At 55.4% G+C, this 23,963-nt stretch carries 20 protein-coding genes; 18 read left to right on the forward strand and 2 right to left on the reverse strand.

The window, feature by feature from the left end; translation table 11 throughout:
* The 3 genes from FWJ25_RS18590 to FWJ25_RS18600 all read left to right on the forward strand — a co-directional run.
* The coding region (locus tag FWJ25_RS18590; RefSeq protein ID WP_149601765.1) for a type VI secretion system Vgr family protein at positions 1–1,999 on the forward strand (1,999 nt) is incomplete at its 5' end.
* A complete protein-coding gene (locus FWJ25_RS18595; protein WP_188093672.1) occupies positions 1,968–2,834 on the forward strand; it encodes a DUF4123 domain-containing protein in 867 nt (288 codons plus the stop codon). The genes FWJ25_RS18590 and FWJ25_RS18595, both read left to right, overlap by 32 nt.
* Entirely contained in the window at positions 2,821–5,328 is a 2,508-nt protein-coding gene (locus FWJ25_RS18600) for a LysM peptidoglycan-binding domain-containing protein (RefSeq protein ID WP_149601767.1), read from the forward strand. The genes FWJ25_RS18595 and FWJ25_RS18600 overlap by 14 nt, the downstream gene beginning before the upstream one ends.
* Here FWJ25_RS18600 and FWJ25_RS18605 read toward each other — a convergent pair.
* The gene (locus FWJ25_RS18605; RefSeq protein ID WP_246166895.1) at positions 5,325–6,245 is read right to left on the reverse strand and encodes a formylglycine-generating enzyme family protein; all 921 of its coding nucleotides are present in this window, start codon (positions 6,243–6,245) and stop codon (positions 5,325–5,327) included. The two genes, FWJ25_RS18600 and FWJ25_RS18605, sit on opposite strands and share 4 nt — an antisense overlap.
* 205 nt (positions 6,246–6,450) lie before the next feature.
* On the opposite strand from FWJ25_RS18605, the gene FWJ25_RS18610 reads away from it, so the two are divergent.
* The 12 genes from FWJ25_RS18610 to FWJ25_RS18665 all read left to right on the forward strand — a co-directional run bounded on the left by FWJ25_RS18610 (position 6,451) and on the right by FWJ25_RS18665 (position 19,159).
* Entirely contained in the window at positions 6,451–7,146 is a 696-nt protein-coding gene (locus FWJ25_RS18610; RefSeq protein ID WP_149601768.1) for a DUF3592 domain-containing protein, read from the forward strand.
* Between the two features lie 92 nt (positions 7,147–7,238).
* A complete protein-coding gene (locus tag FWJ25_RS18615; RefSeq protein WP_149601769.1) occupies positions 7,239–8,390 on the forward strand; it encodes a zinc-binding dehydrogenase in 1,152 nt (383 codons plus the stop codon).
* Complete coding sequence (locus FWJ25_RS18620) at positions 8,380–9,423, forward strand: proline racemase family protein (RefSeq protein WP_149601770.1); 1,044 nt, start codon at positions 8,380–8,382, stop codon at positions 9,421–9,423. The genes FWJ25_RS18615 and FWJ25_RS18620 overlap by 11 nt, the downstream gene beginning before the upstream one ends.
* A gap of 189 nt (positions 9,424–9,612) precedes the next feature.
* Positions 9,613–11,262, forward strand: a complete 1,650-nt coding sequence (locus tag FWJ25_RS18625) for an AMP-binding protein (protein WP_149601771.1) — start codon at positions 9,613–9,615, stop codon at positions 11,260–11,262.
* Positions 11,259–11,675 (forward strand): PaaI family thioesterase, encoded by a 417-nt coding sequence (locus FWJ25_RS18630; protein WP_149601772.1) that lies wholly within the window; start codon positions 11,259–11,261, stop codon positions 11,673–11,675. Before FWJ25_RS18625 ends, FWJ25_RS18630 begins: the two co-directional genes overlap by 4 nt.
* 5 nt (positions 11,676–11,680) lie before the next feature.
* Complete coding sequence (locus tag FWJ25_RS18635; RefSeq protein WP_149601773.1) at positions 11,681–12,487, forward strand: alpha/beta fold hydrolase; 807 nt, start codon at positions 11,681–11,683, stop codon at positions 12,485–12,487.
* Positions 12,488–12,563: 76 nt separating this feature from the next.
* A complete protein-coding gene (locus FWJ25_RS18640; protein ID WP_149601774.1) occupies positions 12,564–13,367 on the forward strand; it encodes an ABC transporter ATP-binding protein in 804 nt (267 codons plus the stop codon).
* Positions 13,364–14,086, forward strand: a complete 723-nt coding sequence (locus FWJ25_RS18645; RefSeq protein ID WP_149601775.1) for an ABC transporter ATP-binding protein — start codon at positions 13,364–13,366, stop codon at positions 14,084–14,086. Before FWJ25_RS18640 ends, FWJ25_RS18645 begins: the two co-directional genes overlap by 4 nt.
* Positions 14,087–14,158: 72 nt before the next feature.
* Positions 14,159–15,373 (forward strand): ABC transporter substrate-binding protein, encoded by a 1,215-nt coding sequence (locus tag FWJ25_RS18650; RefSeq protein ID WP_149601776.1) that lies wholly within the window; start codon positions 14,159–14,161, stop codon positions 15,371–15,373.
* 104 nt (positions 15,374–15,477) lie between these two features.
* On the forward strand, positions 15,478–16,365 hold the full coding sequence (locus FWJ25_RS18655; RefSeq protein ID WP_149601777.1) for a branched-chain amino acid ABC transporter permease: 888 nt from the start codon (positions 15,478–15,480) through the stop codon (positions 16,363–16,365).
* A 2-nt stretch (positions 16,366–16,367) separates the two neighbouring features.
* On the forward strand, positions 16,368–17,363 hold the full coding sequence (locus FWJ25_RS18660) for a branched-chain amino acid ABC transporter permease (RefSeq protein WP_149601778.1): 996 nt from the start codon (positions 16,368–16,370) through the stop codon (positions 17,361–17,363).
* 329 nt (positions 17,364–17,692) lie between these two features.
* Positions 17,693–19,159, forward strand: coding sequence for a fibronectin type III domain-containing protein (locus FWJ25_RS18665; RefSeq protein ID WP_149601779.1), 1,467 nt, complete (start codon positions 17,693–17,695; stop codon positions 19,157–19,159).
* A 75-nt stretch (positions 19,160–19,234) separates the two neighbouring features.
* On the opposite strand, the gene FWJ25_RS18670 is transcribed toward FWJ25_RS18665, so the two are convergent.
* A complete protein-coding gene (locus FWJ25_RS18670; protein WP_149601780.1) occupies positions 19,235–20,035 on the reverse strand; it encodes a class I SAM-dependent methyltransferase in 801 nt (266 codons plus the stop codon).
* Positions 20,036–20,221: 186 nt separating this feature from the next.
* Here FWJ25_RS18670 and hlyD point away from each other — a divergent pair, with 186 nt between their 5' ends.
* The 3 genes from hlyD to FWJ25_RS18685 are packed head-to-tail and all read left to right on the forward strand — an operon-like array spanning position 20,222 to position 23,959.
* Positions 20,222–21,199 (forward strand): secretion protein HlyD, encoded by a 978-nt coding sequence (gene hlyD, locus FWJ25_RS18675; RefSeq protein WP_149601781.1) that lies wholly within the window; start codon positions 20,222–20,224, stop codon positions 21,197–21,199.
* Positions 21,196–22,872 carry an ATP-binding cassette domain-containing protein gene (locus FWJ25_RS18680; RefSeq protein WP_149601782.1) on the forward strand — a complete coding sequence of 559 codons (1,677 nt, stop codon included), beginning with the start codon at positions 21,196–21,198 and terminating at the stop codon, positions 22,870–22,872. The genes hlyD and FWJ25_RS18680 overlap by 4 nt, the downstream gene beginning before the upstream one ends.
* A complete protein-coding gene (locus FWJ25_RS18685) occupies positions 22,865–23,959 on the forward strand; it encodes an ABC transporter permease (RefSeq protein WP_149601783.1) in 1,095 nt (364 codons plus the stop codon). Before FWJ25_RS18680 ends, FWJ25_RS18685 begins: the two co-directional genes overlap by 8 nt.
* The last annotated feature ends 4 nt before the right edge of the window (positions 23,960–23,963 follow it).

Consider the following 23,963-nt stretch of genomic DNA (forward strand, 5'->3'; position numbering starts at 1 on the left):
GGATCCCGCTATCCAGCCCTCTGATGTGCTGGAACAACCTGTAAATCTGGTGGTGTGGCAGGACGGCATTCCCCTTCGTCGCTTCACCGGCGTGGTCAACGAATTCGCCCGGGGCGATACCGGCCATCGGCGAACCCGCTATGAACTGGTGATCCAGCCTCCGCTGTGGCGCCTGGGCCTGATGCACAACAGCCGCATCTTCCAGACCCAGAGTACGGACACCATCGTGCGCACCCTGCTCGAAGAGCGAGGCATCGTGGACACCGTCTTTGACCTGAAGCGTTCCCCGGAGGAACGGGAATACTGTGTCCAGCACCGGGAGAGCGATCTGGACTTTATCAACCGGCTGGCGGCCGAAGAAGGCTGGCACTACCGCTACCAGCACGGCAGCGTGGATGGCGAAACCCAACCCGGCTTGATCGTCGCCGATCATCACGGCGACGCCCCGAGACTGGATAACGTGGCCTACAACGCCAAAGCCGGTGGCAGCACAAAGCAACCCTGCGTATTTCGCTTTAGCTATCAGGAACGGGTTAAAGCTGCCTCCGTCGCCATGAAGGACTACACCTTCAAAAATCCCGCCTACGCCCTGATGCATGAACAGGCCAGTGGCAATATCAATCATCGGGACGATTACCAACACTACGACTACCCGGGCCGCTTCAAGGCCGACGCCTCGGGTCAGCCTTTCACCCAAGCCAAACTGGATGCCCTGCGAAACAACGCCAGCACCGCCAACGGCGAAAGCAATCGACCGGACTTCACCGCCGGGGCGAAAGTGGAACTCACCGACCACGACACCGAGACCCTTAACCGGGAATGGCTGCTCACCGCCATCACCCACACCGGCAAACAGCCCCAGGCTTTGGAAGAAGAGGGGGGCAGCGAACCCACCACCTACCACAACGAATTCAGCGCCATCCCGGCAAACAAAACCTGGCGCCCCATCTGCGAACACCGTCCCCTGATGGACGGCCCCCAGATGGCCATTGTTACCGGCCCGGAAGGGGAAGAAATCCACTGTGACCAGTACGGCCGGGTCAAAGTCCGATTCCCCTGGGATCGTTACAGCCAGAACGACGAACACAGCAGCGCCTGGCTAAGAGTCAGCCAGGGCTGGGCCGGAGGCCAGTACGGCTTCATGGCATTGCCGAGAATCGGCCACGAAGTGATTGTCTCCTTCCTGGATGGCGACCCGGACCAGCCGATCATCACCGGCCGCACCTACCACGCCACCAACACACCGCCGTATTCACTGCCGGAGCATAAAACCCGGACCACCCTGAAAACCCAGACCCACAAAGGCGAGGGCAGCAATGAATTGCGGTTCGAGGACGAAGCGGACAAAGAACAGATTTACGTTCATGCCCAGAAAGATCTGGACCTGCTGACAGAAAACAACCGCACCGAAGTCATCAAAAACGACAGCCACCTGACGGTGGAGAACGACCGGGTCAGCCTCACCAAAGGCAACAGCCACCACACCGTAGACGGTGAGCACCGCGAACAGATTGGTGCTGACTACAGCCATACCGTGAAAGGAAGTCATCACAGCAAACAGGGCAAAAATCAGCTGGTGGAAGCGGGAACGGAAATCCACCACAAAGCCGGCATCAAAATCATCATCGAAGCCGGTGCGGAAGTCACGCTGAAGGCCGGAGGTAGTTTTGTGAAAGTTGACCCCAGTGGTGTGACGGTTTCCGGGCCGCTGGTACGCATGAATTCTGGTGGTGGGCCGGGCAGTGGGAGTGGGGTGTCGGCGCTGACGCCGGAGCAACCATCGATTCTTGCCGATCAGGAACAGCCGGACAATGCATCGGCGCGGTTGGCACAGGTATCCCAGCGCCAGATCGCAGCCGAAGAACGACCATATGCCGTGGTTTCAGCTCAGGCGCACCACGCCCCGCTGTTGAAACAAGCCGCCCGGGAAGGTGCTTTGACGGTAACCGCTTGTGAGTTTGATGAACATGGACGCTGCAAATTACATAACCACGCTTGATCGTATTGCCCCTGGATCCGTGGAGCCTCAAGAGTACGACTTTGCCGTCCTGGATCTGGCATCGGGCGACGAACTGCTTGAGCAGATCTATGCAGGCATGACCAATGAAAGGATTCAATGGTGGAGCCTGTTCGAAGGTACAGACTGGCAAGGGGCATGGGCCCAAGGACCCGTTTTGATTGACTGTCGCAATGCCGCCAGTTTCCGTGCACAGCTTGTATCGCAACTCGAATCGTTACCATTGGGGCTTGTGTTCAATTCAGAACAATCCACGGAAGCGCTTCGACAACATCTGACCAGTTGGATTTGTGACCATCAGGCCGCAACAGGGCAATTACTGCGATTCTATGAGCCAAGAATGCTCGCCCCGTTGCTGAGTGCCTTAAGCGAACAGAAACGTCAGGCCCTGCTGGCTCCTGGGAGCCACTGGTATTGGCATGATGGCCATCGTTGGCGTGAGGCACCTGCTGTAGATGAGGGACTGGTTGAGGATGTCGAGGATGATCAGCTTTGGGTGACCCAGCAGGAACTTCAGCAGGCGGAGTCGTTCTGGCTAGCCGTGGAAGCCTGTGGCTATGCTGACCACTATGCGGCGGCTCTGGCTTCCGTTGAGTCCCCGGCTTGCTGGGTGTTTGACTGTCTTAAGTCGGCAAGGAATACCGGCTTCCAGAAATCCGAACACATGGAACGCTGGTTGCGATTGGCTATTCAGCATGGAGCGGATTTCCATCTCTCCGAGCCCTTTCGATCCAGCCTGTCCCGTAAAGACCTCATTACTACGGAACGATTAATTGCTATGGAAAGCAATCTGGAGAAGTCCCATGCAAATGCATAAAGTTCAATCGGGAGACACCCTATCTGCGATTGCCCACCAGTACCAGACAACCGTAGATGAGCTTCAGAGCGTAAATCCTCGGATCACCGACGTCGACTACATCCAGATTGGGTGGGAGCTGAAGATTCCGGCGAATAACGGGGCTGAAGCCGCGAAGGATGCCCAGACACTGCCGCCTCCACGATCAGCCGGCAATGAATCCAGCGGTCAGGCGTCCTGCACGGAGTGCTCCGGTGACTATGCCGAAGTCATCCACGTCATGGGGGCTGGCGATGATGAATGGTGTGTAGCGTTACCGGACGAGGCTGCGGATGACCTCTACCGGGAGATTACCGAAATTGATGCATTAATGGCTGAGTTCAACCAGGCACAGAATGCAGCCGAGAATTCTCAGGCGGACGAGTCCAGCCCCAAGCGCCAATGGATGCAAAAGGCTTCGGAAATGGGGGTGATCGACCCGGCACCGGACGAAAACGACGATGAGGATGCGAACAAGGCATCCCGTATCAGTTCCGAGATAGCCGCCATTGATGAACAGATCGAATGGTACAACGATTTCGACTCAGATTACCTGTGGGCAGCCGTAAACGATTCGGCAGAGATGCGCGAAGATATCCTGACTGCGGCCAAGGAGAAACGGCTGGAGATGTTAAGGCTGGAACGCCAGGACCTGGTAGCCCAACTTGGCGAAGGCAGTGCCACTACTGGAGTAAAAGGCAACGGAGTTCCCACCGCAAATTTCCTAACGTCCCATGGCAATAGTCGAGAGGCTGCCTTTGGTGCGGCACGTAGCACCCGTCGGGAAACCGGGGTTGTCGAAGTGATGGTCTTCAGTCGCCCAGGGCGTTGGTACTACATTCGTCGCGAGGCTTATCAGCGACTGGTTAAAACCTACTCATCGGTACGCTACGTCCGTAAGACCCGGGCGATATCCAATAGTTTGCGTGACCCGTCCGGCACTGCCAGGGCGCTAATCGGACAAATTCGGGAGGGAATTGCCGCAGATGCCGCCAAGAGCCCGATTGGCAATATTGAAGTGAAGTTTTATGAAGCCAGCGAAGATCGCTACCTGCTTGGCGAGGAACACTCCAAACTGACCTGGAATTCGGGGGGCGATGATGAAAGCCCGACCGAAAACAACTTTCAGGTCAGCACCGAGGCACACCTGATGCGTTTTGCGATGCAGGCCAGTGCCGGCGTAAACGCATTTGACCTCAGTTCTGGTGAAATCGATATCGGTACCAAAGCCAGTGCTTCGATGGCCTTGCTGGAAGCTGAAGCGAAGCTTGCCGAAGTATTCGTCCCGGATGAAGCCGGTTGGGACTGTCGCTTCACCTACCGCAACCGCAATGGCGAGTTGACCGATATGGCATTCGGCGCCTTCCGCTTCTCCGGTGATATTACCCTGAACTGCTTCGTGGGCGGGCGTATGAGTGGTGAGGCCAATGCCAGGCTTTCAACGGGTGCAGCGTCATTTTTGCTATCGAACAAGAAGAAAGTAGAAGCGAGCCCTGGAGCTGGTCTCGCCGTGTCGGGCAATGCATTCGCCGGGGCGGAAGTTGGTGGTGCAGTTGGCGGAAAATTCAGTTGGGTGCACCCGAATGAGCAATTCAAATCGAACGCGAACTGGCAGGATTTGTTCAAGATAACTGCGGGTGGGACGTTGGCGTTGGGGGTTGGAGCTGGGTGTGATTTTCAGCTCCGGTTTGTTCGAGGGAAGGTCGTTCTGGCCTGCAAAGGGCGCTTAGTGTTTGGGCCAGGAGCAAGTGGCTCGTTTGGTAGTGAAATTGGAGCTGACAAAGTTTGGGATTTAGCAAAGACCGTCTTTGAAGTCTTAGCCGAGGCTGATTATCACTATATTTCCAATATTGATGATGAACTTTTTGCTCAGTGGACGCGGGCTTTGTATGTAGGAATAACTGATGAGGTTCAGGATATAGCTGAACTTCTCACCAGTCCCATCCGGAGTTTCAACGAAGTGTGGTTGGCACGCGCCAACCGAAAAGACACTGCTGAATTACTTGCTGCTCAAATCATAAGAGCGGCTAGGCAAAGTACAAGGCTCGAGGAAATTCAATTCAATGGATTGCCGTACCATCGACTTCCTCCGGAAACGTTGGGCATGATGATGTCGACGCTCTGCGAAACGTTTATTGAGAGTTGGGAAGAAGATCAGGAGAAGGCCCTGCTAATCATTGTTTCTCAGATCAAAACCTGGCGCCAGTTCTTTGAATCTCTCGAACATATGTCAGCCGATGGCACAAAGGTTAATCCCATGAATAGTTTGAGAATGGTGGCTGCAATTCTTGATGACGGTACATCAGATAGTCAGCTGTCCCAGTTCCATCGCTGGATTACATCGGATCTGGCACTAAGGCCGACCAAGCGATCACTTAATTTGGCTTGGCGACCAGTGCCTCTTCAGCAGAAGGCTGAACGATTGGAACATCGATTGGCGATGCTAAGTGACACCAACAGCCGTGGCTGGGCTTAGTGCACGGCACATCTGAAGCCTTGATCCTGTATATATGAACTTGCACTTGGCGGGATGTTATCTCTGAGTATCGTAGTATTTGCACTGTCTGATGTTCTAAATCCACCAGACCTGATGACTTTGGTCTCTCCAGCATCTGGGCCCTGAGGATTCATGCCGGGGCTTTCCTGATAGTAGGTTTTTGAGTACCAGTCGTTGATCCATTCAGCACTGTTCGACGTGAGATGATGAATGCCCAGTGGGTTCGGTGGGTAGCTGTCGACGGGAAGCGTTTTCAGAACGCCGTCATCGCCAGGGGAATTGACGCCCCTGATCCACTGCCCATTGTTTGTGGCATACAGTGCGTTTTCCCCCCGATTACGGGCTGCATACTCCCATTGAGCCTCGGTTGGCAGATCTACCGCTTTACTCGCCAGTTCTCCTACCCAAAGGCAGTAGTCTTTAACTTCTTGCCATTCTTTGGTCCAAGCCGGCAGGTTGGGTTCGAACAGGTGTTGTCGATCTTCCCGGGAACGAAGCTCCGGGGCATAGGGCGCTTTACCCATCACTGCCCGATAAAGGTCGAAATCTCCCAACGTGGTTTCGTATCTCGAGAGGTAAAAGTCATCCAGGGTGACCTCGTGGAGGTCGTCATTGTCCGGCCAGATGTCCGCATGACAGAGCTCTTCTGAGCCAGGCTCACAGGGCACTCCAAACTCCCCCATCATGAAAGTACCGCCTTCCACAAACACCATGTTGTCCAGCGCCCGAACCACCAGTTCCGTGACCGCTCGTTGTTGGGAATATGACAGGTCTGGGTGGTGTGCCTGAATCCGGTCCTCGATGGCGTTTACTTCGGCTTCGCTGAGGCTTTCACTGGTGACAGAGGTGCAGCCCACGATCAGGCTGGAGGCGATCAAGGTCAGTGCGTAACGCATGCATGCTCCGTGCAATAAGGTTTCACATTCCATGTATGGGATGAATGTTACCACCCGAAAGTCCTGAAAAGCATTAAGAGGGCGAAAGCTTTTAGCTCGCTTTTTGTGGCGATGCTTTAAAGCGCCGGAGATGCCGGTATAATCCGTATGCCCAGGCAGCAGGAGGTTGCCTGGCACGGACGCAAACATCTCAAAGGATCTGAAAATGAAAGTCTTTAAAGCCCTCCGGGTGATTTTCACCCTGATCGGTGTCGGCATGCTCGCCGGCGCTTTTTTCGCTTACCAGCATACCGCCTCGTTTCTTGAAACAGCCACGGCGAAACAAGGTGTAGTTACAGATCTGGTTCTCTCCCGATCCAGCAGTTCAAATGTGTATTACCCGGTCGTCCGTTTTGAATATGATCAGGGCCAGATGTCTGAGTTTCGGTCCTCTAGTGGCACTAGCCCTGCGAGTTATGACCGTGGCGAAGTTGTGACGGTGCTCTATACACCTGGTGACCTGAATTCTGCACGTATCGATGGATTCTTTTCGCTCTGGGGTGCCGGATTGATCGTCGGTAGCATCGGAGCCGTATTTTTTCTTATGGGTGCTGGCATGTTTATCGTGCCCGCTGTCACTGGAGCTCGTGCGGCCAGATTGCGAAAAAATGGCCAATTGGTCCAGAGTAGGTTTCAGGGGGTGGAAAAGAACACAGGTCTGGAGATGAACGGCCAGAATCCTTTCCGGATCGTTTGTCAGTGGCAGAATCCTCTCACGTCAGATGTTCATGTCTTCCGTAGCGATAATCTTTGGTTTGATCCCTCTGATCATATAGCGGGCGACCACGTCCCGGTTTACATCAACCCCTCCAATCCCAAGCGCTACTGGGTCGATACGTCATTCCTGCCCAAGATCGCCTGATTTCCCTGCCTGAGTCTGCCTGACACCTCCGACGATCTCTCCTATGCTGATCTGATACGCCAAATTCAGCATCAATGGAGGATCGTCTTTTCATGATCCCATCCACCATGAAGGCCATGGTCCTCACCGGGCATGGCGGCATCGAAAAACTTGAGTATCAGGATGTGTCCACACCGTCACCGGGGCCCGGCGAGGTGCTGGTAAAGGTGACTGCCACCGCCAAGAACAACACCGACCGAAAAGCGAGGGAAGGGCTCTACCCCACTAAAAAGGGTGAGATGACGTCTTTTCAAATGGGTGGCAAGCCCACGCTGCTCTTTCCCCGAATTCAGGGTGCCGATATTGCTGGCCGTGTCGTCGCAGTTGGCTCAGAGGTTCCCGAGGGTCGGATCGGCGAGCGAGGTCTGCTGGACTTTAATATCTACGCTGATGACCGCCGGGATATCAATCTGACTCCGGATTATTACGGCCATGGTGCGGACGGGGGATTCGCAGAATACGTCATTCTGCCCGCTGACCAGTTCCATCATATCCCCAATCCGGATCTTTCGGATGCGGAGCTGGCGGCCATGGGAATGTGCTCTTATCAGACTGCCTACCACATGGTGACATCTGCCAACCTTAAGGCCGGGGAACGGGTATTGGTTTCCGGTGCCAGTGGCGGCGTCGGAACAGCGTTGATTCAGCTTTGCCGGATCATTGGTGCCATTCCCTATGCGGTGAGTAAGCCGGATAAGGCTGAAGCCCTGCTGGAACTTGGCGCGGAAGCGGTGGTGGATCGTTCTGATCTGCCAACCTTTGTTGAGCGGGTAAAACAGGCAACGGATGGCAAACCGATTGATGCGGTCATGGATCTCGTGGGCGGGGAGATGACGGACCTGTTTATCGACACGATGATTTTCGATATGAACTCCCGGAGTGATTACCCACGGCTCAGTATTGCCGGCGCCAGCGGAGGCAATATCAGCGAAATCCTCTGGACCCGAATTTACCTTTATCAGGTACAGATTTTTGGCGTGTCCCACGGTACCCGGGAAGAGGCGGAGCAATTAATGGATTGGATACGCGATGGGCAGCTAAAACCAGTGCTTCATGGTGCGTTCCGGCTTTCCCATCTGCACCGGGCCGAGGAGTACTTTGTGAACCGGAACAGTAACTATCTCGGCAAGATCGTGATTGTTCCCGATGAAATGTGGGAAGAATATGGCAAACCCTGGAGCCTGGAGAACGCCAATGAAGCCTGAGCTTAGCATTCAGTTAATGGATACCCACGCTGGCGGCGATGTCAGTCGTATCGTGACCGGCGGCATTGACCCGTTGCCGGGCGCTACGGTTCGGGAGCAGATGGAATACCTCAGAGAACACGCAGACGGGCTTCGCCGGCTCCTGCTGGAGGAACCTTATGGAATCCCGGAAATGTCGGTGGATCTGCTCGTGCCTGCAACGGACCCACAGGCAGTTGCAGGGTACATCATTATGGAAGTGATGGGGTACCCGATCTACTCCGGGTCCAACACCATCTGCACGGCAACCGCGGTGCTGGAGGCCGGCATCGTGCCTAAACGGGAAGGCAAACAAAGCTTCATGCTGGAGTCACCTGCCGGTCTGGTCCAGATCGAGGCGACGATACAGAATGGTGTGGTAGAGACTATCAGGTGTGAAGGCTTGCCGAGCTATATACATACCTACAGGGATTCGATTGACGTCCCGGGCCTGGGGAGAGTGACCTACAGCGTGGCCTACAGTGGAGGTTTTTACGCGCTGGTGGATGCGCAACAGCTTGGCTTTGATCTCACCCTGGATGAAGAACGCCGGCTTGCAGAAACGGCCCATGCAATTGTGGAGGCAATACGGGCTGAATGCGATTTCTCTCATTACACACTGGGGGATGTGGGTCCTTTGCCATTCCTCCATTATATGGGGCCGGTTGAGAAGGTGGACGACGGCTTCTATCGTTCCCGTTCAGCAACCTATGTTCACCCCGGCGTGATTTGCCGGAGCACCACGGGTACCGGAACCTCTGCTCGCCTGGCGCTGATGAATTTTGAAGGTAGTATCCGCCCTGGTAACAGGCTGGAAACCGTTTCCTTGCGCGAGACGGGTTTTACCGGGGAGTTCAGTGGCGTGGAGCAGGTGGGGGAGTATCAGGTGGTGAAGAATCATATTACCGGCAAAGGATATGTGATTACCCGCTCTGATATTGTGTTGAACTGTGACGATCCCATGGTGAGTTGCGATGGTCTTCACCATATCCTTTCGAGTCGTTCGGGCGAATAAAATTTCACCCTTTTGAGTATTTCCCCAGAGGGCGCGCTGCGTCTGGCGTGCCTTACATTTCCTCTGAATTTTTGTCTTGATAAATAGAAAATCTGGACTATTTTTCTTTAAAGTTTACCTTTACGTAAAGTGTACCCTGTGCTAAATCTTGGTGCGTGATTTCGACGATAACAACAACAGGAGTTGAACATGAGCCTCCCGGAATACGCTGACGTCTACAACAACTTTGATCCTGCCGCACTGGAAGCCGAGATTCTGGATGGTCGTCTGGATAGCGGCCTGAACGTTTGCCACGAGATCTGCGACAAGTGGGCCGGCGACCCGCAAAAAGTTGCTCTTTACTATGAAAAAGAGGGTGGGGGTGACGGCCAGCTCACCTTTGCTGAATTGCGCGATGCCTCTGCGCGCTTTGCGAACTATCTGAAATCTCAGGGTATCGGGAAAGGCGACCGGGTGGCCGGACTGTTGCCACGTACACCGGAGTTACTGATTGTGATTGCTGGTGCTCTGCGCGCTGGAGCTATATACCAGCCGCTGTTCACCGCCTTCGGTTCCGGAGCCATTGAATATCGCCTGGACCGCGCCGGAACCCGGCTTGTGGTCACGGACCCCCAGAATTATCCGAAGCTGGCGGATGTGAAAAACTGCCCTCCGGTGCTCGCTGTGAAGGCAGGTGAAACCGGCGCAGAGGTACCAGATTTCGAATCGGTACTGAACGATCAGTCAGCGGACTTTGAGCCGGTCCAGATCAAGGGCTCCGATCCGTTCCTGCAGATGTTTACCTCCGGCACCGTTGGTAAGGCCAAAGGCGTGGCGGTGCCTGCCCGTGCGTTGATGGCGTTCTATGTGTACATGAAGTACGCCATCGATCTGCGTGACAGTGATCGTTACTGGAACGTGGCTGATCCCGGTTGGGCCTACGGTCTTTACTACGCGGTTGTGGGGCCACTGCTGATGGGTCATGCCACCCATTTCAATCCGGGTGCGTTCACGCCTGAGTCCACCTACGAGATGATCCGCAAATACAAGATCACCAACCTGGCAGCAGCTCCCACGGCTTACCGATTGCTTAAAGCCAACGATCATGTTTTGCCCGAGGGTGAAAATCTGGGGCTGAGAGTTGCCAGCAGTGCGGGCGAGCCGTTGAATCCGGAAGTGGTGAACTGGATCAAAAACCGGCACTTCTGTCCGGTGAAAGATCACTACGGCCAGACCGAAACCGGCATGACCTGCTGTAATTTCCACGGGCTTGAACACCCGCTTCGTGCCGGCTCCATGGGTTTCTCTTCGCCGGGGCACCGGGTAGTGGCTCTGGATGAGAAAAATGAGGAAGTAGGTGAGGGTGAAATTGGCCAGTTGGCTGTGGATGTCAAAGCTTCACCGTTGTTCCATTTCGACGGCTACACCTGGGGTGAAAAAGACCCGTTTGTGAACGGTTACTACCTCACGGGCGATATGGTGATCTGCCATGGTGACGGAGGTTATTCCTTCAGTGGACGGGATGACGACATCATCACCACAGCGGGCTATCGAGTCGGCCCTGCTGACGTGGAAAGCACCTTGCTTGAGCATGCTGCGGTGGCTGAGTCCGGGGTGGTTGCCAAGCCGGATGAGAAACGTGGTTCCATCATCAAGGCTTATGTGGTTATCAAAGGAGATAAGGCAACGGGCGATGATGAAACCCTGAAAGACGAACTGCAGGAACTCGTCCGTCGGCGGTTATCAACCCATGCCTTCCCCAGGGAAATTGAATTCGTTGACGAACTGCCGAAAACGCCCAGTGGCAAGATACAGCGGTTCGTTCTGCGTAACCGCGCCAAGGATGAAGTTGAGGCATGATCATCAGCTTTGAGGAGCTTCAGGCTTTTCTGAGTGAACAGTTTCCGCAGGGAGATGCTTATGGCTCCCTGCAGAAACTGGGAGACGGATGGGCTGAAATGAGGCTTGAGGTAGATGAGGAGCACTTGAGGCCAGGTGGCACTGTGTCCGGGCCAGTGATGATGGGGCTTGCGGATGTCACTGTCTACGCGGCCTTGCTCAGCAAGATCGGCCTGGTGCCACTGGCGGTCACAACCAACCTGAACATCAACTTTCTCAGGAAGCCGGTGGCGCATAAGCCGATCTGGGCCAGAGCAACCATGCTGAAGGTGGGGCGTACCATGGGGGTAGGGGAAGTGTTTGTCTATTCCGAAGGAAGTGATGAGCCGGTTGCCCATTCCACGATGACCTATTCAATCCCGCCCAAAAGGTAAGAATCATGCAAATCCGCGACTCGGTCGTGCCGCTCGGTGATGGTGTCAGCATTGAGGTGAGACGTATACTGCACCAGGACGCAGGGGGCAAGCCAACCCTTGTTTTCCTGCATGAATCCCTGGGCAGTATCGGGCTGTGGCGAAAGTTCCCGGAAAAGCTGGCTGCCGCCACGGGGTACGATGCCTTGATCTACAACCGGCAGGGGTATGGGCGGTCGTCGGATGAGATTCTCCCGAGGCCCTATGACTTCCAGATCAAGGCAGGTTCGGTCTGGCTGCCCAGGTTGCTGGACGAGCTTGGAGTGGAAGATGTGATTCTTGTCGGCCATAGCGACGGTGGTTCCATCGCGCTTATTGCAGCCGGAGCCATGGGCGACAGGGTCAAAGGGATGGTTACCATGGCAGCTCATGTGTACGCGGACCACCTGACTGAAGCCGGCATCCGGGAAATGGCGGTTCGGTATCGGGAAACGGATATCCGGGAAAGGCTTCAACGCCACCACGGGCATCGCACGGATGACATTTTCTACGCCTGGCAAACCGTCTGGCTGGATGAAGGTTTTCAGGCATTCCTGAACTTCGACGAGTGGCTGGCTGCAACCACCTGTCCGTGCCTGATTATTCAGGGCGAAGACGATGAATACGGTGTGCCGGACCAGGTGACCCGAATAGTTGCTGGTATTGGTGATCAGGCCCGGGCCGTGTTCATGCCGGAGACGGGACACTCGCCACATCTTGAAAAGACAGATCAGGTATTGGAGATCGTCTACGACTTTTTGCTGAGCCAGACTTGCGAAAAAGTTGCAATTTGATATTGACGTTTACGTATACGTCAATCTAATCTGTGATTACTTTACATTTACAACAATAACAAAGGTAGATCGGCTCATGACTGAACCGTACGTTCTGGAGACCCGCAACCTTGTAAAAGAGTTCAAAGGCTTTGTTGCGGTCAACGACGTGAACCTCAAGATTCAGAAAGGCCACATCCACGCCTTGATCGGGCCGAATGGAGCGGGCAAGACCACCGTGTTCAACTTGCTCACCAAGTTCCTGATTCCTACCCGTGGCCAGATTCTCTACAAAGGCCAGGACATCACGCCACTGAAATCAGCAGCCATCGCGCGTAAGGGTATGGTTCGCTCGTTCCAGATCTCCGCGGTATTCCCTCACATGACCGCCCTGGAAAACATCCGTGTTGCCCTGCAAACCTTCGAAGGCAATTCATTCAGTTTCTGGAAATCTGGCAACACCCTTCACAAGCTCAATGCGAGATGCATGGAGCTGCTGGATGCTGTCGGGTTGGCGGAGTTTGCGAACACAACCACCGTGGAACTGGCCTATGGCCGAAAACGGGCGTTGGAGCTGGCGACCACACTGGCGATGGAGCCGGAAATCCTGTTGCTGGATGAGCCGACCCAGGGCATGGGCTCCGAGGACGTAGACCGGGTTGTGGAACTGGTGCAAAAGGCAGCCAAGGGCCGTACCGTGTTGATGGTTGAGCACAACCTGAGTGTGGTCAGTAAGCTCTGTGACCGTATTACGGTGCTCGCTCAGGGGGCTGTACTGACCGAGGGAGATTACGCCACCGTGTCGGCTGACCCTCAGGTGCGGGAAGTCTACATGGGCAGTGAAGGCAGCGGCGAACGCGGTGCCTCCGAACACCAGGAAAGTGCGGAGGCGGCCCCATGAGCGTGAATCCGGATAAGGAATACGAACAGCTACGGGTTTCCGGCCTGCATGCTTTCTATGGCGAATCCCACATCCTGCACGGAATTGATCTGGTGGTTAACCGGGGCGAACTGGTTACGCTGTTGGGGAGAAATGGGGCCGGCCGGAGTACCACACTCAAAGCCATCATGAACATGGTAGGGCGCCGAACCGGGTCAATCATGATCAACGGTGAGGAGACCATGTCATGCGCTCCGCACCATATTGCTAGGTTGGGTGTCGGGTATTGCCCCGAACATCGGGGCATTTTTTCCTCACTCAGCGTCCAGGAAAACCTCACGTTGCCACCGGTGGTGCGCAGCGGAGGCATGAGCCTGGAAGAAATCTACACCATGTTCCCCAATCTCTATGAACGACGCACCAGCCAGGGCACCAAGCTCTCTGGTGGCGAGCAGCAGATGCTGGCGATGGCGCGTATTCTGCGCACCGGCGCCAACATGCTATTGCTGGACGAGATCACCGAAGGTCTTGCGCCGGTCATTGTTGAGAAGCTGGGAGAGGTCCTGGTAGCCCTGAAAGAAAAGGGACTGACCATCGTTCTGGTAGAGCAGAATTTCCACTTTGCAGCGCCGTTGGCCGACCGTCATTACGTGGTTGAACACGGCCAGATTGTGGAAGAAATCGGCGCCCACGAACTCACTGAAAAACAGTCGGTGCTGAATGGCTATTTGGGGGTCTGATCCCGGATAGGACGAAAGCAACAAAAGCAACAACAACCCGAACCAACGCAAGACAGTAGCGGAGATACAACAATGACAATGATGAAAAAGCTTCTGACCTCAGCCGTTGCATCAGCCCTGATGGTGGGCGGAGCCCAGGCGGAAATCTCGGACAAGACCGTCAAGATCGGTTACCTGGCGGATATGTCAGGCACCTATCGGGATCTGGCTGGGCCAAACGGCCTGAAAGCCATGGAAATGGCCATTGCCGACTTTGGCGGCAAGGTTGGCAGCGCCAAAGTTGAAGTGGTGAGCGCGGATGACCGTAACAGCCCGGACGTGGCATCCAGCACCGTTCGCCGCTGGGTAGAGAACGAAGGTGTGGATATGGTCGGTGGCATGGTGGCCTCTTCTGTAACGATCGCCACTACCAAAATTCTCGAAGAGAACAATAAGCTTGGGTTGGTTTCCGGCTCTGCGGCTTCAAGCATCACGGACGCTCACTGCACGCCAAACCATATTCATTACGTCTACGATACCTACGCGCTGTCAATCGGTACTCCGACGGCAATCGTTAAAGAGGGCGGTAAAAGCTGGTACATCCTGACTGCAGACTACGCCTTCGGCCATGCCATGGAAGCCGATGTAACGCGAGTGGTGGAAGCGAATGGCGGGGAAATTCTGGGAAGCATCCGTCACCCGTTCCCGACACCGGACTTTTCGTCTTTCATCCTTCAGGCGCAAGCCTCCGGTGCTGATGTTATCGCTCTGGCAAACGCTGGTGCTGATACCACCAACGCGATTACCACTGCAGCTGAGTTCGGGGTAACCCAGGCTGGCCAGACGATTGCGGGTCTTGTGGTCTTCCTCAGTGATGTCCACGCTCTTGGTACTGAAGCTGCCCAGGGACTGCAGCTCACCACTGGCTGGTATTGGGACATGAATGACGAAACCCGTGAGTGGTCTGATCGCTTCATGGAAGAAACCGGTGCCCGTCCGACCATGGTTCACGCCGGTATTTATTCAAGCACCATGCAGTACCTCAAAGCTGTTGAAGCCACAGGATCGGATGATTCCCAGACAGTGCGCAAGTACATGATGGAACACCCGATCAACGACATGTTCGCGAAGAATGGCCGCGTTCGTGAGGACGGTCGTATGGTGCACGATATGTATCTGGCCAAGGTCAAGACTCCGGAAGAGTCCACAGGTGAATGGGATCTCTATGACATCGTTCGTACGATTCCTGCCGATGAAGCCTTCCGTCCGCTCTCCGAGAGCAAGTGCAAGCTCGTAAGCGGCAACTAAAACTGCACGCAGGCAGGACTTCCTGGCCTTGCCAGGGAGTCCTGCAGAACCTGCAAAGACGAAAATATTAAAACAACGTCTGTGCTGCTTTTGGAGTTAGCAACATGTCCATGATTTTCGGCGTCCCTGCTGCTGTGCTGTCCGGCCAGCTTCTTATCGGTGTGATTAATGGCGCCTTTTATGCCCTGTTGAGTTTGGGGTTGGCGGTCATCTTCGGCCTGCTCAAGATCATCAATTTCGCACACGGTGCCATGTACATGCTCGGTGCCATGGCCACCGTCATCATGTTCGATGCGCTTGGTATCAACTATTGGGTGGCGCTGTTTGTTGCTCCTGTTCTCGTCGGTATTGTAGGAATGGTCATTGAATACTTTTTCCTGCGCCGGATTGCGGGGCAGGATCATATCTACAGTCTGCTACTGACCTTCGGTATCGCACTGATGATCCAGGGGGTTCTGACCAATATCTACGGTGTATCCGGGTTGCGCTATTCCATGCCTGACGTGTTCAAGGGTGGGGTTAATCTCGGGTTTATGTTCCTGCCTTATTACCGGGCCTGGGTTATCGTTGCCGCACTGGTTGTCTGCTTCGGAACCTGGTTCATGATTGAAAAAACCAAGTTGGGATCCTATCTGCGGGCAGGAACTGAGGATTCCCAGTTGATGCAGGGTTTTGGTATCAACGTGCCATTGCTGGTGAGTCTGACGTACGGATTCGGTGTAATGCTGGCAGCGTTCGCGGGTGTTCTGGCGGCTCCGATCTATTCGGTCACTCCTGTGATGGGCTCCCATATTCTGATTGTTGTTTTCGCCGTGGTGGTCATTGGCGGGATGGGTTCCATCGGTGGCGCTATTATCACCGGTATCTTGATGGGGATTATCGAAGGCCTTACCAAGACCTTCTATCCTCCGGCTTCATCTGCGGTGATCTTTCTGGTCATGGTCGTGGTATTGATGATCCGTCCCTCTGGTCTGTTCGGTAAGGAGGCATAATCATGAATCAGCCTGTAAATCAGACCGATATCCAGCACGGTATCCTGGAACAACAGAGATCTGAAGACCGCAAGAAGCTGATGGTCAACGGTGTTCTGTTGCTCCTGTTACTGGCAGCCCCGTTTGTGATGTATCCGGTCTTCCTCATGAAGATCCTGTGCTTTGCACTCTTTGCTGTGGCCTTTAACCTCCTGTTCGGATTCACCGGCTTGCTGTCGTTCGGGCATGCCGCGTTTCTTGCAACGGGTGGATATACCACCGGGTATCTGCTGACCAACTATTCTGGTCTGACGACCGAAATGGGGATCATTGCCGGCACGTTGGTTGCCACGTTGCTGGGTCTGGCCTTTGCTTTGTTGTCCATACGCCGGCAAGGCATCTATTTTGCGATGGTTACGCTTGCTCTGGCTCAGCTTGTTTTCTTCTTCTTCGTACAATCCAAGTTCACCGGTGGCGAAGACGGCATGCACGGTATCCCCAGGGGGGAGTTGCTTGGGGTGATTAACCTGGATGACAACCTGAACATGTACTACTTCGTGCTGGCCGTGTTCATTGGCTGTTACCTGTTGGTGCAACGTATTGTCAGCAGCCCGTATGGTCAGGTTCTCAAATCCATCAAACAGAACGAAGCCCGCGCTGTTTCGCTGGGATACAACGTGGATCGCTACAAGATACTGGCGTTCGTCATCTCTGCTGCTCTTGCGGGATTGGCGGGTTCCATGAAATCCGTGGTGTTCCAGCTTGCTTCGCTGAATGATGCGCACTGGCACATGTCCGGGGAAGTTATTCTGATGACCCTGGTGGGTGGCATGGGAACTTTGCTTGGGCCTGTCGTGGGTGCGACTTTCGTAGTGAATGTTGAATATCAGCTCTCCCAGGGGCCATTGAGGGACTGGGTGGACCCGATACTCGGCGGCATTTTTGTCCTCACTGTTCTGGCCTTCCGGAGTGGTATCGTTGGGGAGGTTCAGAAGTTCGTAAAGAAAAATCTCGGCTGATTAGCGGGCACCACATCCCCGGCGAAGGCCACCGTTCTCCGGTGGCCTTCGCTTTTTTTCACTGTTTAAATTTGTAATCGTACGCAGGCCCGTTATGACAGGAAGCTTGGGCTGGCACTATCCCGGGTAAGGTTAATGCCATTTAAAACATAGACTTGTGTCGCCATTTCCGGCGCCTCTCCGCGTAACACCTGATCTCATCATGTATCCCTCCGTAACCGCCAAATTTCTGACGATTCACCCCGGATAAATCCGGAACTGTTCCACATTCAGCCTAAATCTGCCGCTGTAGGATTTGCTCGAAATCGTCAATTATTTGGTGAAAAACGATGACTTATTGCGGCAAAAAATTAACGAAGCAAGGACTGCTGATTGGCTTTACGGCGGCTCTGCTCTCAGGTTGCGGCGGTGGTCAGAGCGGTGGTGACGCTACCAGCTCCGTTTCTTCACAGGCTCCGGGCACAAACGATTCAACTGCTGATGCTGTTGAGGTAGCGGTTGCGGGTGCTGCTGTAAAGGGTGTCATTCAGCAGGGGATTGTCACCGCGAGTCGATTGGTTGCAGATGGTGAAGGTGTTTACTCCGAGCAGAACAATGCCACCAAGCCGACAAGAACAGCGGATGATGGCAGCTACGCACTCAAGCTGCGCGGCAAATCCAACGACTGGGCGCTGGTGGAAATCACCGCCGATGGCAAAACCCGGATGATCTGCGATGTTGTTCCGCAGTGTGAGCAGGCGGGTGCTGCTCCGGTGGCTTTTGGCCAGCCCCTCACACTCGACAGCAACTTCATGCTTTCCGGTGCCGGGGACCCCAGCGCTGAAACCGTCAACCTGACACCGCTGACCCACCTTGCGGTGTCTTTGGCGAAGCGCAGTGCAAGCGGGCTGTCACCCGATGCGATTTCCAACGCGTACGCTGAGATTGAAGGTTGGTTTGGTCTGAGCGCCGGTGCTTTGCAATTGCCTGTACCCGATCTTACCCGCCTGGATGATATGGCCAGCGTCTCTGCCGATGCGGTCCAGGTTGCTATCACCAACGCTGCTTTTCTCGCGCTGGTAAATGACAACACACAGTGGAATAGCATTTCCGATGTTATGGCTGATGCTATTTCGCAGGTTTCCACCACCGGCCAGCTCTCTATCATGGGGGACGGCACCCACGTTGCTCTGGCAGACATCGTCAGTGCTGCGGCTCTTCAGTCTTCTGAGCTTCAGGCCACTGTGGACTCCAGTGTGATCAGCCAGAAGTTGGTGGTTGTGGAATACCGGAATGTAAATCGCTTCAAGACAATTGCTGATGTTTACGGCGACTCTGATACCAGCGTTGCTGATAACACCGATACCACGGACCCAACCGGCGGCACGGATACAGCGACAGATGGCAGCACTGAACCAACCGGAGAGACCTCCGGCTCTGTGGAACCTGGTACCGGTGAAGTAGTCGCGGATTCCGGAGCGGGTTCTACCGAAACCGTAGCAGACGGTGGCGCAGAGGGTTCTACTGACACGGTGATTGAAAACTCCGTTCCTGCAAACGCCGCCATGCTGAGCTGGACTGCGCCGTTGACACGGGAAAACGGGGAAAGCCTCACCATGGGTGAGATTGCAGGGTACGAAGTGGTCTACGGAAGCAGCGCAGACAATCTTGATCAGTCCCTGGCTATTGGTGATGCCTCCGTTGACGAACTGCTGGTCGACAACCTCGATACTGGTACTTGGTACTTTGCCATTCGCACCCTGGACATCGATGGTAACCGCAGTCAGCTTTCAGACGTCGTTTACAAGCAGATCTGATGCAGGCATGGCGGCGGCAGGCTGTGCTTCCGCCGCCATGCTCAGGTTCTCCCGGTTTTCTTCATAATGCGCTCTTTACTTGGTGCTGCTGACAATGTGGGCAGGGGCTTCGAACACCATTTCACCGTCTGCCGTCACGTAGTCGGCCAATCTGTTCTCAGCGATCCCGAGGATCGTCTGGATCTGTTCTTCACTCAGATGAATGCCCATCACAGGCAACCAGCCCCTGAGGTCCGCCTCCATCATCGCCTGCAGGCTCGGAAACCGGGCCTGACCAACCAGCGTGGTGATCTCTGGTGAGGCGACTCCCGCAGAATGGAACAAGGCTGCCAGTTCACGCTTGTCGCCAAGAACAAACGGTGCGCTGAGAGCAGCTGCTGCTGCGTCCCCGGCGTGTTCCCTGAGAATGGCTACAGATTCCGGGAAGGCTGTCATATGTTCGAGACTGTCCCAGACGGCAACCGCAAGGCGCCCCCCCGGTTTCAGCACCCGGTGCATTTCCCTGATCGCCCCAGCTTTGTCCTGAAAAAACATCAGTCCGAACTGGCTTACAACCGCATCAAAGGAATCGTCTGCGTAGGGGAGTGATTCGGCAACCCCTTGTTCCCATCCAATGTTCGGAGCCAGCTCTCTGGCAACGGCCAACATGCCAGGTCCTGGGTCGAGACCGGTGACACGGCCATGGCTGCCGGTTCGGGAAACAGCCTCCCGGGCGAGAATGCCCGTGCCGCAGCCGACGTCCAGAACGTCGTCTCCCGGATTTATGTCGGCTGCATCGAGGACTGGATTACACCATTGTTTGAAAAGCGCTGGTACGTGCAGGTTCTCGTAGGCCCTGGCTCCTGCAATCTCGTTCTGAAGATCTGGCTCTGTCATTGTCGGTTCCTCCGTCGTTCGCTCTGCGGCCGTGGCTACCCGGAGAACGCTTGCTACCGTGGATTGCTCGGCTTAAAAGCTCTGTAATGACGTCGAACCCTGATCTGGCTCATTCCTCTGATCCGGGAATTTCTTTTATGCTTGAAAGTATAGTTCGTGACAGAGTGGTCGCACAGGAGCTGGAGAATGAGGAAGGCAGTTGTTGCAGTGGCGGTTCTCACCCTGATTGCCGGCGGTGTTTATGCCTGGTATCGGGCGCAGGCTCCGGAGAATGGTCCTCTGATTCTCTATGGCAATGTGGATATCCGGGAGCTGTCGATCGGCTTCAGGCAGGGTGGCCGGGTTACCGACATCATGGTGGATGAAGGGGACGACGTCGCTGCTGGCGCATTGCTTGCCGGGCTTGACCCGGTACCACTACGAAATGCTCTGAACGCAGCTCGGGCCGAGGTTGCCAGAGCGAAGGCGAGTCTCGCCAAGCTGGAAGCGGGCAGCCGCTCTCAGGAAATTGAACAGGTGCGTGAAGCTGAGCGTCAGGCTCAGGCGGTTTTTTCCAGCAGGCAATTGGAGTTCAAGCGGTTGAGGGAGTTGGCTCAATCCGGCGCTACCAGTCAGCAAACCCTTGATAGTGCCCGTTATGCCCTCGACGAGGCGAGGGCCAGACTTGCAGAGGTACGGGCCACGCTTTCCCTGCTGGAAGAGGGTCCTCGCGTTGAAGATATCGATGCGGCCAGCGCCCAGCTGGAAGCAGCACAGGCCCAGGCCGCCCAGGCGGAAACCGCGATGTCTGACGCACGGCTGACAGCACCGTCTGATGCATTGGTGCTAACGCGGATCGTTGAACCGGGAGCCATTGTTCAAGCTGGTGGCCCGGTGTTGAGTCTGGCGCTTCGGGACCCGGTTTACGTGCGGGCTTACGTCAGTGAAGCAGACCTTGGCGGTGTTGCACCGGGTACAGCTGTGGTGGTGTCCACTGACAGCAGCACCCGGCAATACCATGGGCAGGTAGGCTTCGTCTCTCCCCGTGCGGAATTTACCCCCAAAACGGTTCAAACCGAGTCTCTGCGAACCGAGCTGGTTTATCGACTGCGTATCGTGGTTGATGATGCGGATGAGCACCTGCTGCAAGGCATGCCTGTAACGGTTCGTCTGGCGCAGCCATGACCGCCATCGTTCTGGACAATGTCTGCAAAACATTCGGCAAGACTCCGGCGTTGGCTGGTGTCTCCGGAGAAATCGCCGCAGGTCGGCTAACCGGTCTTGTTGGTCCTGACGGTGCCGGCAAGACCACGCTGATCCGCCTGATGGCGGGCTTGCTCGCTCCGGATGAGGGGCGCCTCAGCGTTGCAGGACTTGATCCCGTTGTCGACGGTGATGCACTTGCCGAGTCGGTCGGTTACATGCCCCAGCGTTTCGGTCTTTATGAAGACCTGTCTGTGCTGGAGAACCTTCATCTCTATGCCGAGTTGCGGGCGTTGCCCAGGCGTGATTATGGGCGAACCCTTGATAGGCTTCTGGAATTTACCCGGTTGGGGCCGTTTACAGATCGTCTTGCCGGGCGCCTGTCGGGAGGGATGAAACAGAAGCTTGGGCTGGCCTGCGCCTTGATTACCTCACCCAAAGTGCTGCTACTTGACGAACCCGGGGTGGGTGTTGATCCGGTCAGCCGGCAGGATCTTTGGCGAATGGTTCAGGAACTGACCGCTGAGGGTATGGCGGTGATCTGGGCAACTGCCTATCTGGAGGAAGCGGAGCGGTGTGAAGATGTTCTCCTGTTGAACGAGGGGAAACTCACATTCAGAGGCCCCCCGGGCGATCTGACCCGCCGACTACAGGGGCGGTGTTTCCAGGTTCTGGGGCAGGACGACAGGCGCAACCTGTTGAGCCGTGTGCTTGCGCTTCCGGGCGTATGTGATGGCACTATCGAAGGTGACCGGATTCGTGTGGTCATGGATGCAGGCGTTGATCTTCCGGATTTGCCGGGAGTCACTGACGTACGACCGGTCCCGCCGCGGTTTGAGGATGCCTTTATTGATCTTCTCGGGGGTGGGCCAGGTGGTCATTCTCCCCTGGCAGAGCAGATGCCCGAAAGTACAGCGAGAGATGACACTGTTAGTTGTGAAAAACTGACTCGTCGCTTTGGAGACTTTGTGGCCGCCGATGAGGTCAGTTTCAGTGTGAAGTCGGGAGAGATACTGGGTTTGCTCGGCCCTAATGGTGCCGGTAAATCCACCACCTTCAAGATGCTTTGCGGACTTCTTGAGCCCTCTGGCGGGGAAGCGCGGGTTGCCGGTGTGGATCTGCGCCGTGCCGCAAGCGATGCCAAGCTGAAGTTGGGCTACATGGCCCAGAAGTTTTCGCTCTACGGGCTGCTGTCTGTACGCCAGAACCTGGCTTTTTACGCTGGAGTTTACGGCCTGCGCGGAAGGCAGAAGCGCGAACGAATCAGCCAGATGGTGGAAGCCCTTCAGCTCGGCCCGCTGCTTAACCGTTCGCCGGATCAGCTGTCCCTGGGGTTCAAGCAGAGGCTCGCATTGGCGTGTGCACTCATGCATCGCCCGCCCATCCTGTTTCTGGATGAGCCGACATCAGGCGTAGACCCGATTACCCGACGGGAATTCTGGACCCATATCAATGGTCTGGTGACCCGAGGGGTGACGGTTCTGGTAACCACTCACTTTATGGACGAAGCGGAGTATTGTGACCGGGTCGCGCTGATGCATAGGGGCAGGATCATTGCCCTGGATACCCCAGACAACCTCAAGGCACGCGCCGGTGAGGGTGCGAGCATGGAGCAGGCTTTTATTCACCTGATAGAGGGGCAGGGTGATGAGTAGCCGACGGTTGCGGGCCTTGGTGTTCAAGGAAAGCCTGCAGATTTTGCGGGACCCTTCGGCCATCCTGATCGCTTTTGTACTGCCAGTACTTTTGTTGTTTTTGTTTGCCTACGCTGTCTCGCTGGATATCCGCCAGGTTCCTCTTGGCGTCGTGTTGCAGACAGACAGTGCCCGGGCCCAGTCGCTGGCGGCTGAATTCGGTGGTACACGCTATTTCAAAGTGGTGCCTGCCCGGCATCGGCATGAGGTGACACCTCTGCTGGTCAGTGGTCATATCAAAGGCTACGTGGTGATTCCTCCGGATTTTGAACAGAGGTTGTTGCGGGGCGAACCACTGATTCAGGTAATAACCGACGGAACACAGCCAAATACCGCCAATTTTGTTGCCGGCTATACCCGGGGCACACTGGTGAACTGGCTATCAGACCATGGTCTTCAGTCGCCAGTCCGACTGGAACCCCGGTTTTGGTTCAACCCTGAAGTTGAAACCCGCCGCTTTCTGGTACCTGGCGCAATTGCCATTATTATGACCATGATTGGAACTCTTCTGACCGCGCTGGTGGTGGCCCGTGAGTGGGAAAGGGGCACCATGGAAGCGTTGCTGTCCACGCCGGCCCGAATCCCCGAAATACTGTTAGGAAAGTTATTGCCGTATTTCGGTTTGGGGCTGATAGCCACGATGGGTAGCACGTTGCTTGCTATCCACATATTCGATGTTCCGTTGCGAGGGAGTTGGGGAACTCTCCTGTTGGTATCGTCCTGCTTTCTTGTGCCAGCTCTGGGGCAGGGGCTTGTGATCTCCGCATTGGCCAAAAATCAGTTTATTGCGGCCCAGGCCGCCCTGTTTTCGGGGTTTCTGCCAGCGTTCCTGTTGTCGGGCTTCCTGTTCGAGATTGATGCCATGCCGCCGGCTATACGGCTGCTGACCCATATTGTGCCGGCGCGGTATTTCATCGAGAGCCTGCACAGTATTTTCCTGGTGGGCGATGTGTGGCCATTACTGACCCGGGATATGCTGGCCATGCTGGCGATAGGGGCGGTAATGTTTGTCATTGCCCGTGCAAAAACGCGCAAGAGCCTGGAATAGTGTC

The sequence above is a fragment of the Marinobacter salinexigens genome, assembly GCF_008370345.1.
GTDB lineage: Bacteria > Pseudomonadota > Gammaproteobacteria > Pseudomonadales > Oleiphilaceae > Marinobacter > Marinobacter salinexigens.

What these genes read in the sequence shown, in the direction of transcription:
- FWJ25_RS18650 (WP_149601776.1), top strand. Translation starts at nt 14,159, where the DNA reads ATGACAATGATGAAAAAGCTTCTGACCTCAGCCGTTGCATCAGCCCTG.
- FWJ25_RS18665 (WP_149601779.1), top strand. Translation starts at nt 17,693, where the DNA reads ATGACTTATTGCGGCAAAAAATTAACGAAGCAAGGACTGCTGATTGGC.
- FWJ25_RS18640 (WP_149601774.1), top strand. Translation starts at nt 12,564, where the DNA reads ATGACTGAACCGTACGTTCTGGAGACCCGCAACCTTGTAAAAGAGTTC.
- FWJ25_RS18655 (WP_149601777.1), top strand. Translation starts at nt 15,478, where the DNA reads ATGTCCATGATTTTCGGCGTCCCTGCTGCTGTGCTGTCCGGCCAGCTT.
- FWJ25_RS18600 (WP_149601767.1), top strand. Translation starts at nt 2,821, where the DNA reads ATGCAAATGCATAAAGTTCAATCGGGAGACACCCTATCTGCGATTGCC.
- FWJ25_RS18630 (WP_149601772.1), top strand. Translation starts at nt 11,259, where the DNA reads ATGATCATCAGCTTTGAGGAGCTTCAGGCTTTTCTGAGTGAACAGTTT.
- FWJ25_RS18605 (WP_246166895.1), bottom strand. Translation starts at nt 6,245, where the DNA reads ATGCGTTACGCACTGACCTTGATCGCCTCCAGCCTGATCGTGGGCTGC.
- FWJ25_RS18685 (WP_149601783.1), top strand. Translation starts at nt 22,865, where the DNA reads ATGAGTAGCCGACGGTTGCGGGCCTTGGTGTTCAAGGAAAGCCTGCAG.
- FWJ25_RS18620 (WP_149601770.1), top strand. Translation starts at nt 8,380, where the DNA reads ATGAAGCCTGAGCTTAGCATTCAGTTAATGGATACCCACGCTGGCGGC.
- hlyD (WP_149601781.1), top strand. Translation starts at nt 20,222, where the DNA reads ATGAGGAAGGCAGTTGTTGCAGTGGCGGTTCTCACCCTGATTGCCGGC.
- FWJ25_RS18645 (WP_149601775.1), top strand. Translation starts at nt 13,364, where the DNA reads ATGAGCGTGAATCCGGATAAGGAATACGAACAGCTACGGGTTTCCGGC.
- FWJ25_RS18670 (WP_149601780.1), bottom strand. Translation starts at nt 20,035, where the DNA reads ATGACAGAGCCAGATCTTCAGAACGAGATTGCAGGAGCCAGGGCCTAC.
- FWJ25_RS18660 (WP_149601778.1), top strand. Translation starts at nt 16,368, where the DNA reads ATGAATCAGCCTGTAAATCAGACCGATATCCAGCACGGTATCCTGGAA.
- FWJ25_RS18610 (WP_149601768.1), top strand. Translation starts at nt 6,451, where the DNA reads ATGAAAGTCTTTAAAGCCCTCCGGGTGATTTTCACCCTGATCGGTGTC.
- FWJ25_RS18635 (WP_149601773.1), top strand. Translation starts at nt 11,681, where the DNA reads ATGCAAATCCGCGACTCGGTCGTGCCGCTCGGTGATGGTGTCAGCATT.
- FWJ25_RS18615 (WP_149601769.1), top strand. Translation starts at nt 7,239, where the DNA reads ATGATCCCATCCACCATGAAGGCCATGGTCCTCACCGGGCATGGCGGC.
- FWJ25_RS18595 (WP_188093672.1), top strand. Translation starts at nt 1,968, where the DNA reads ATGGACGCTGCAAATTACATAACCACGCTTGATCGTATTGCCCCTGGA.
- FWJ25_RS18625 (WP_149601771.1), top strand. Translation starts at nt 9,613, where the DNA reads ATGAGCCTCCCGGAATACGCTGACGTCTACAACAACTTTGATCCTGCC.
- FWJ25_RS18680 (WP_149601782.1), top strand. Translation starts at nt 21,196, where the DNA reads ATGACCGCCATCGTTCTGGACAATGTCTGCAAAACATTCGGCAAGACT.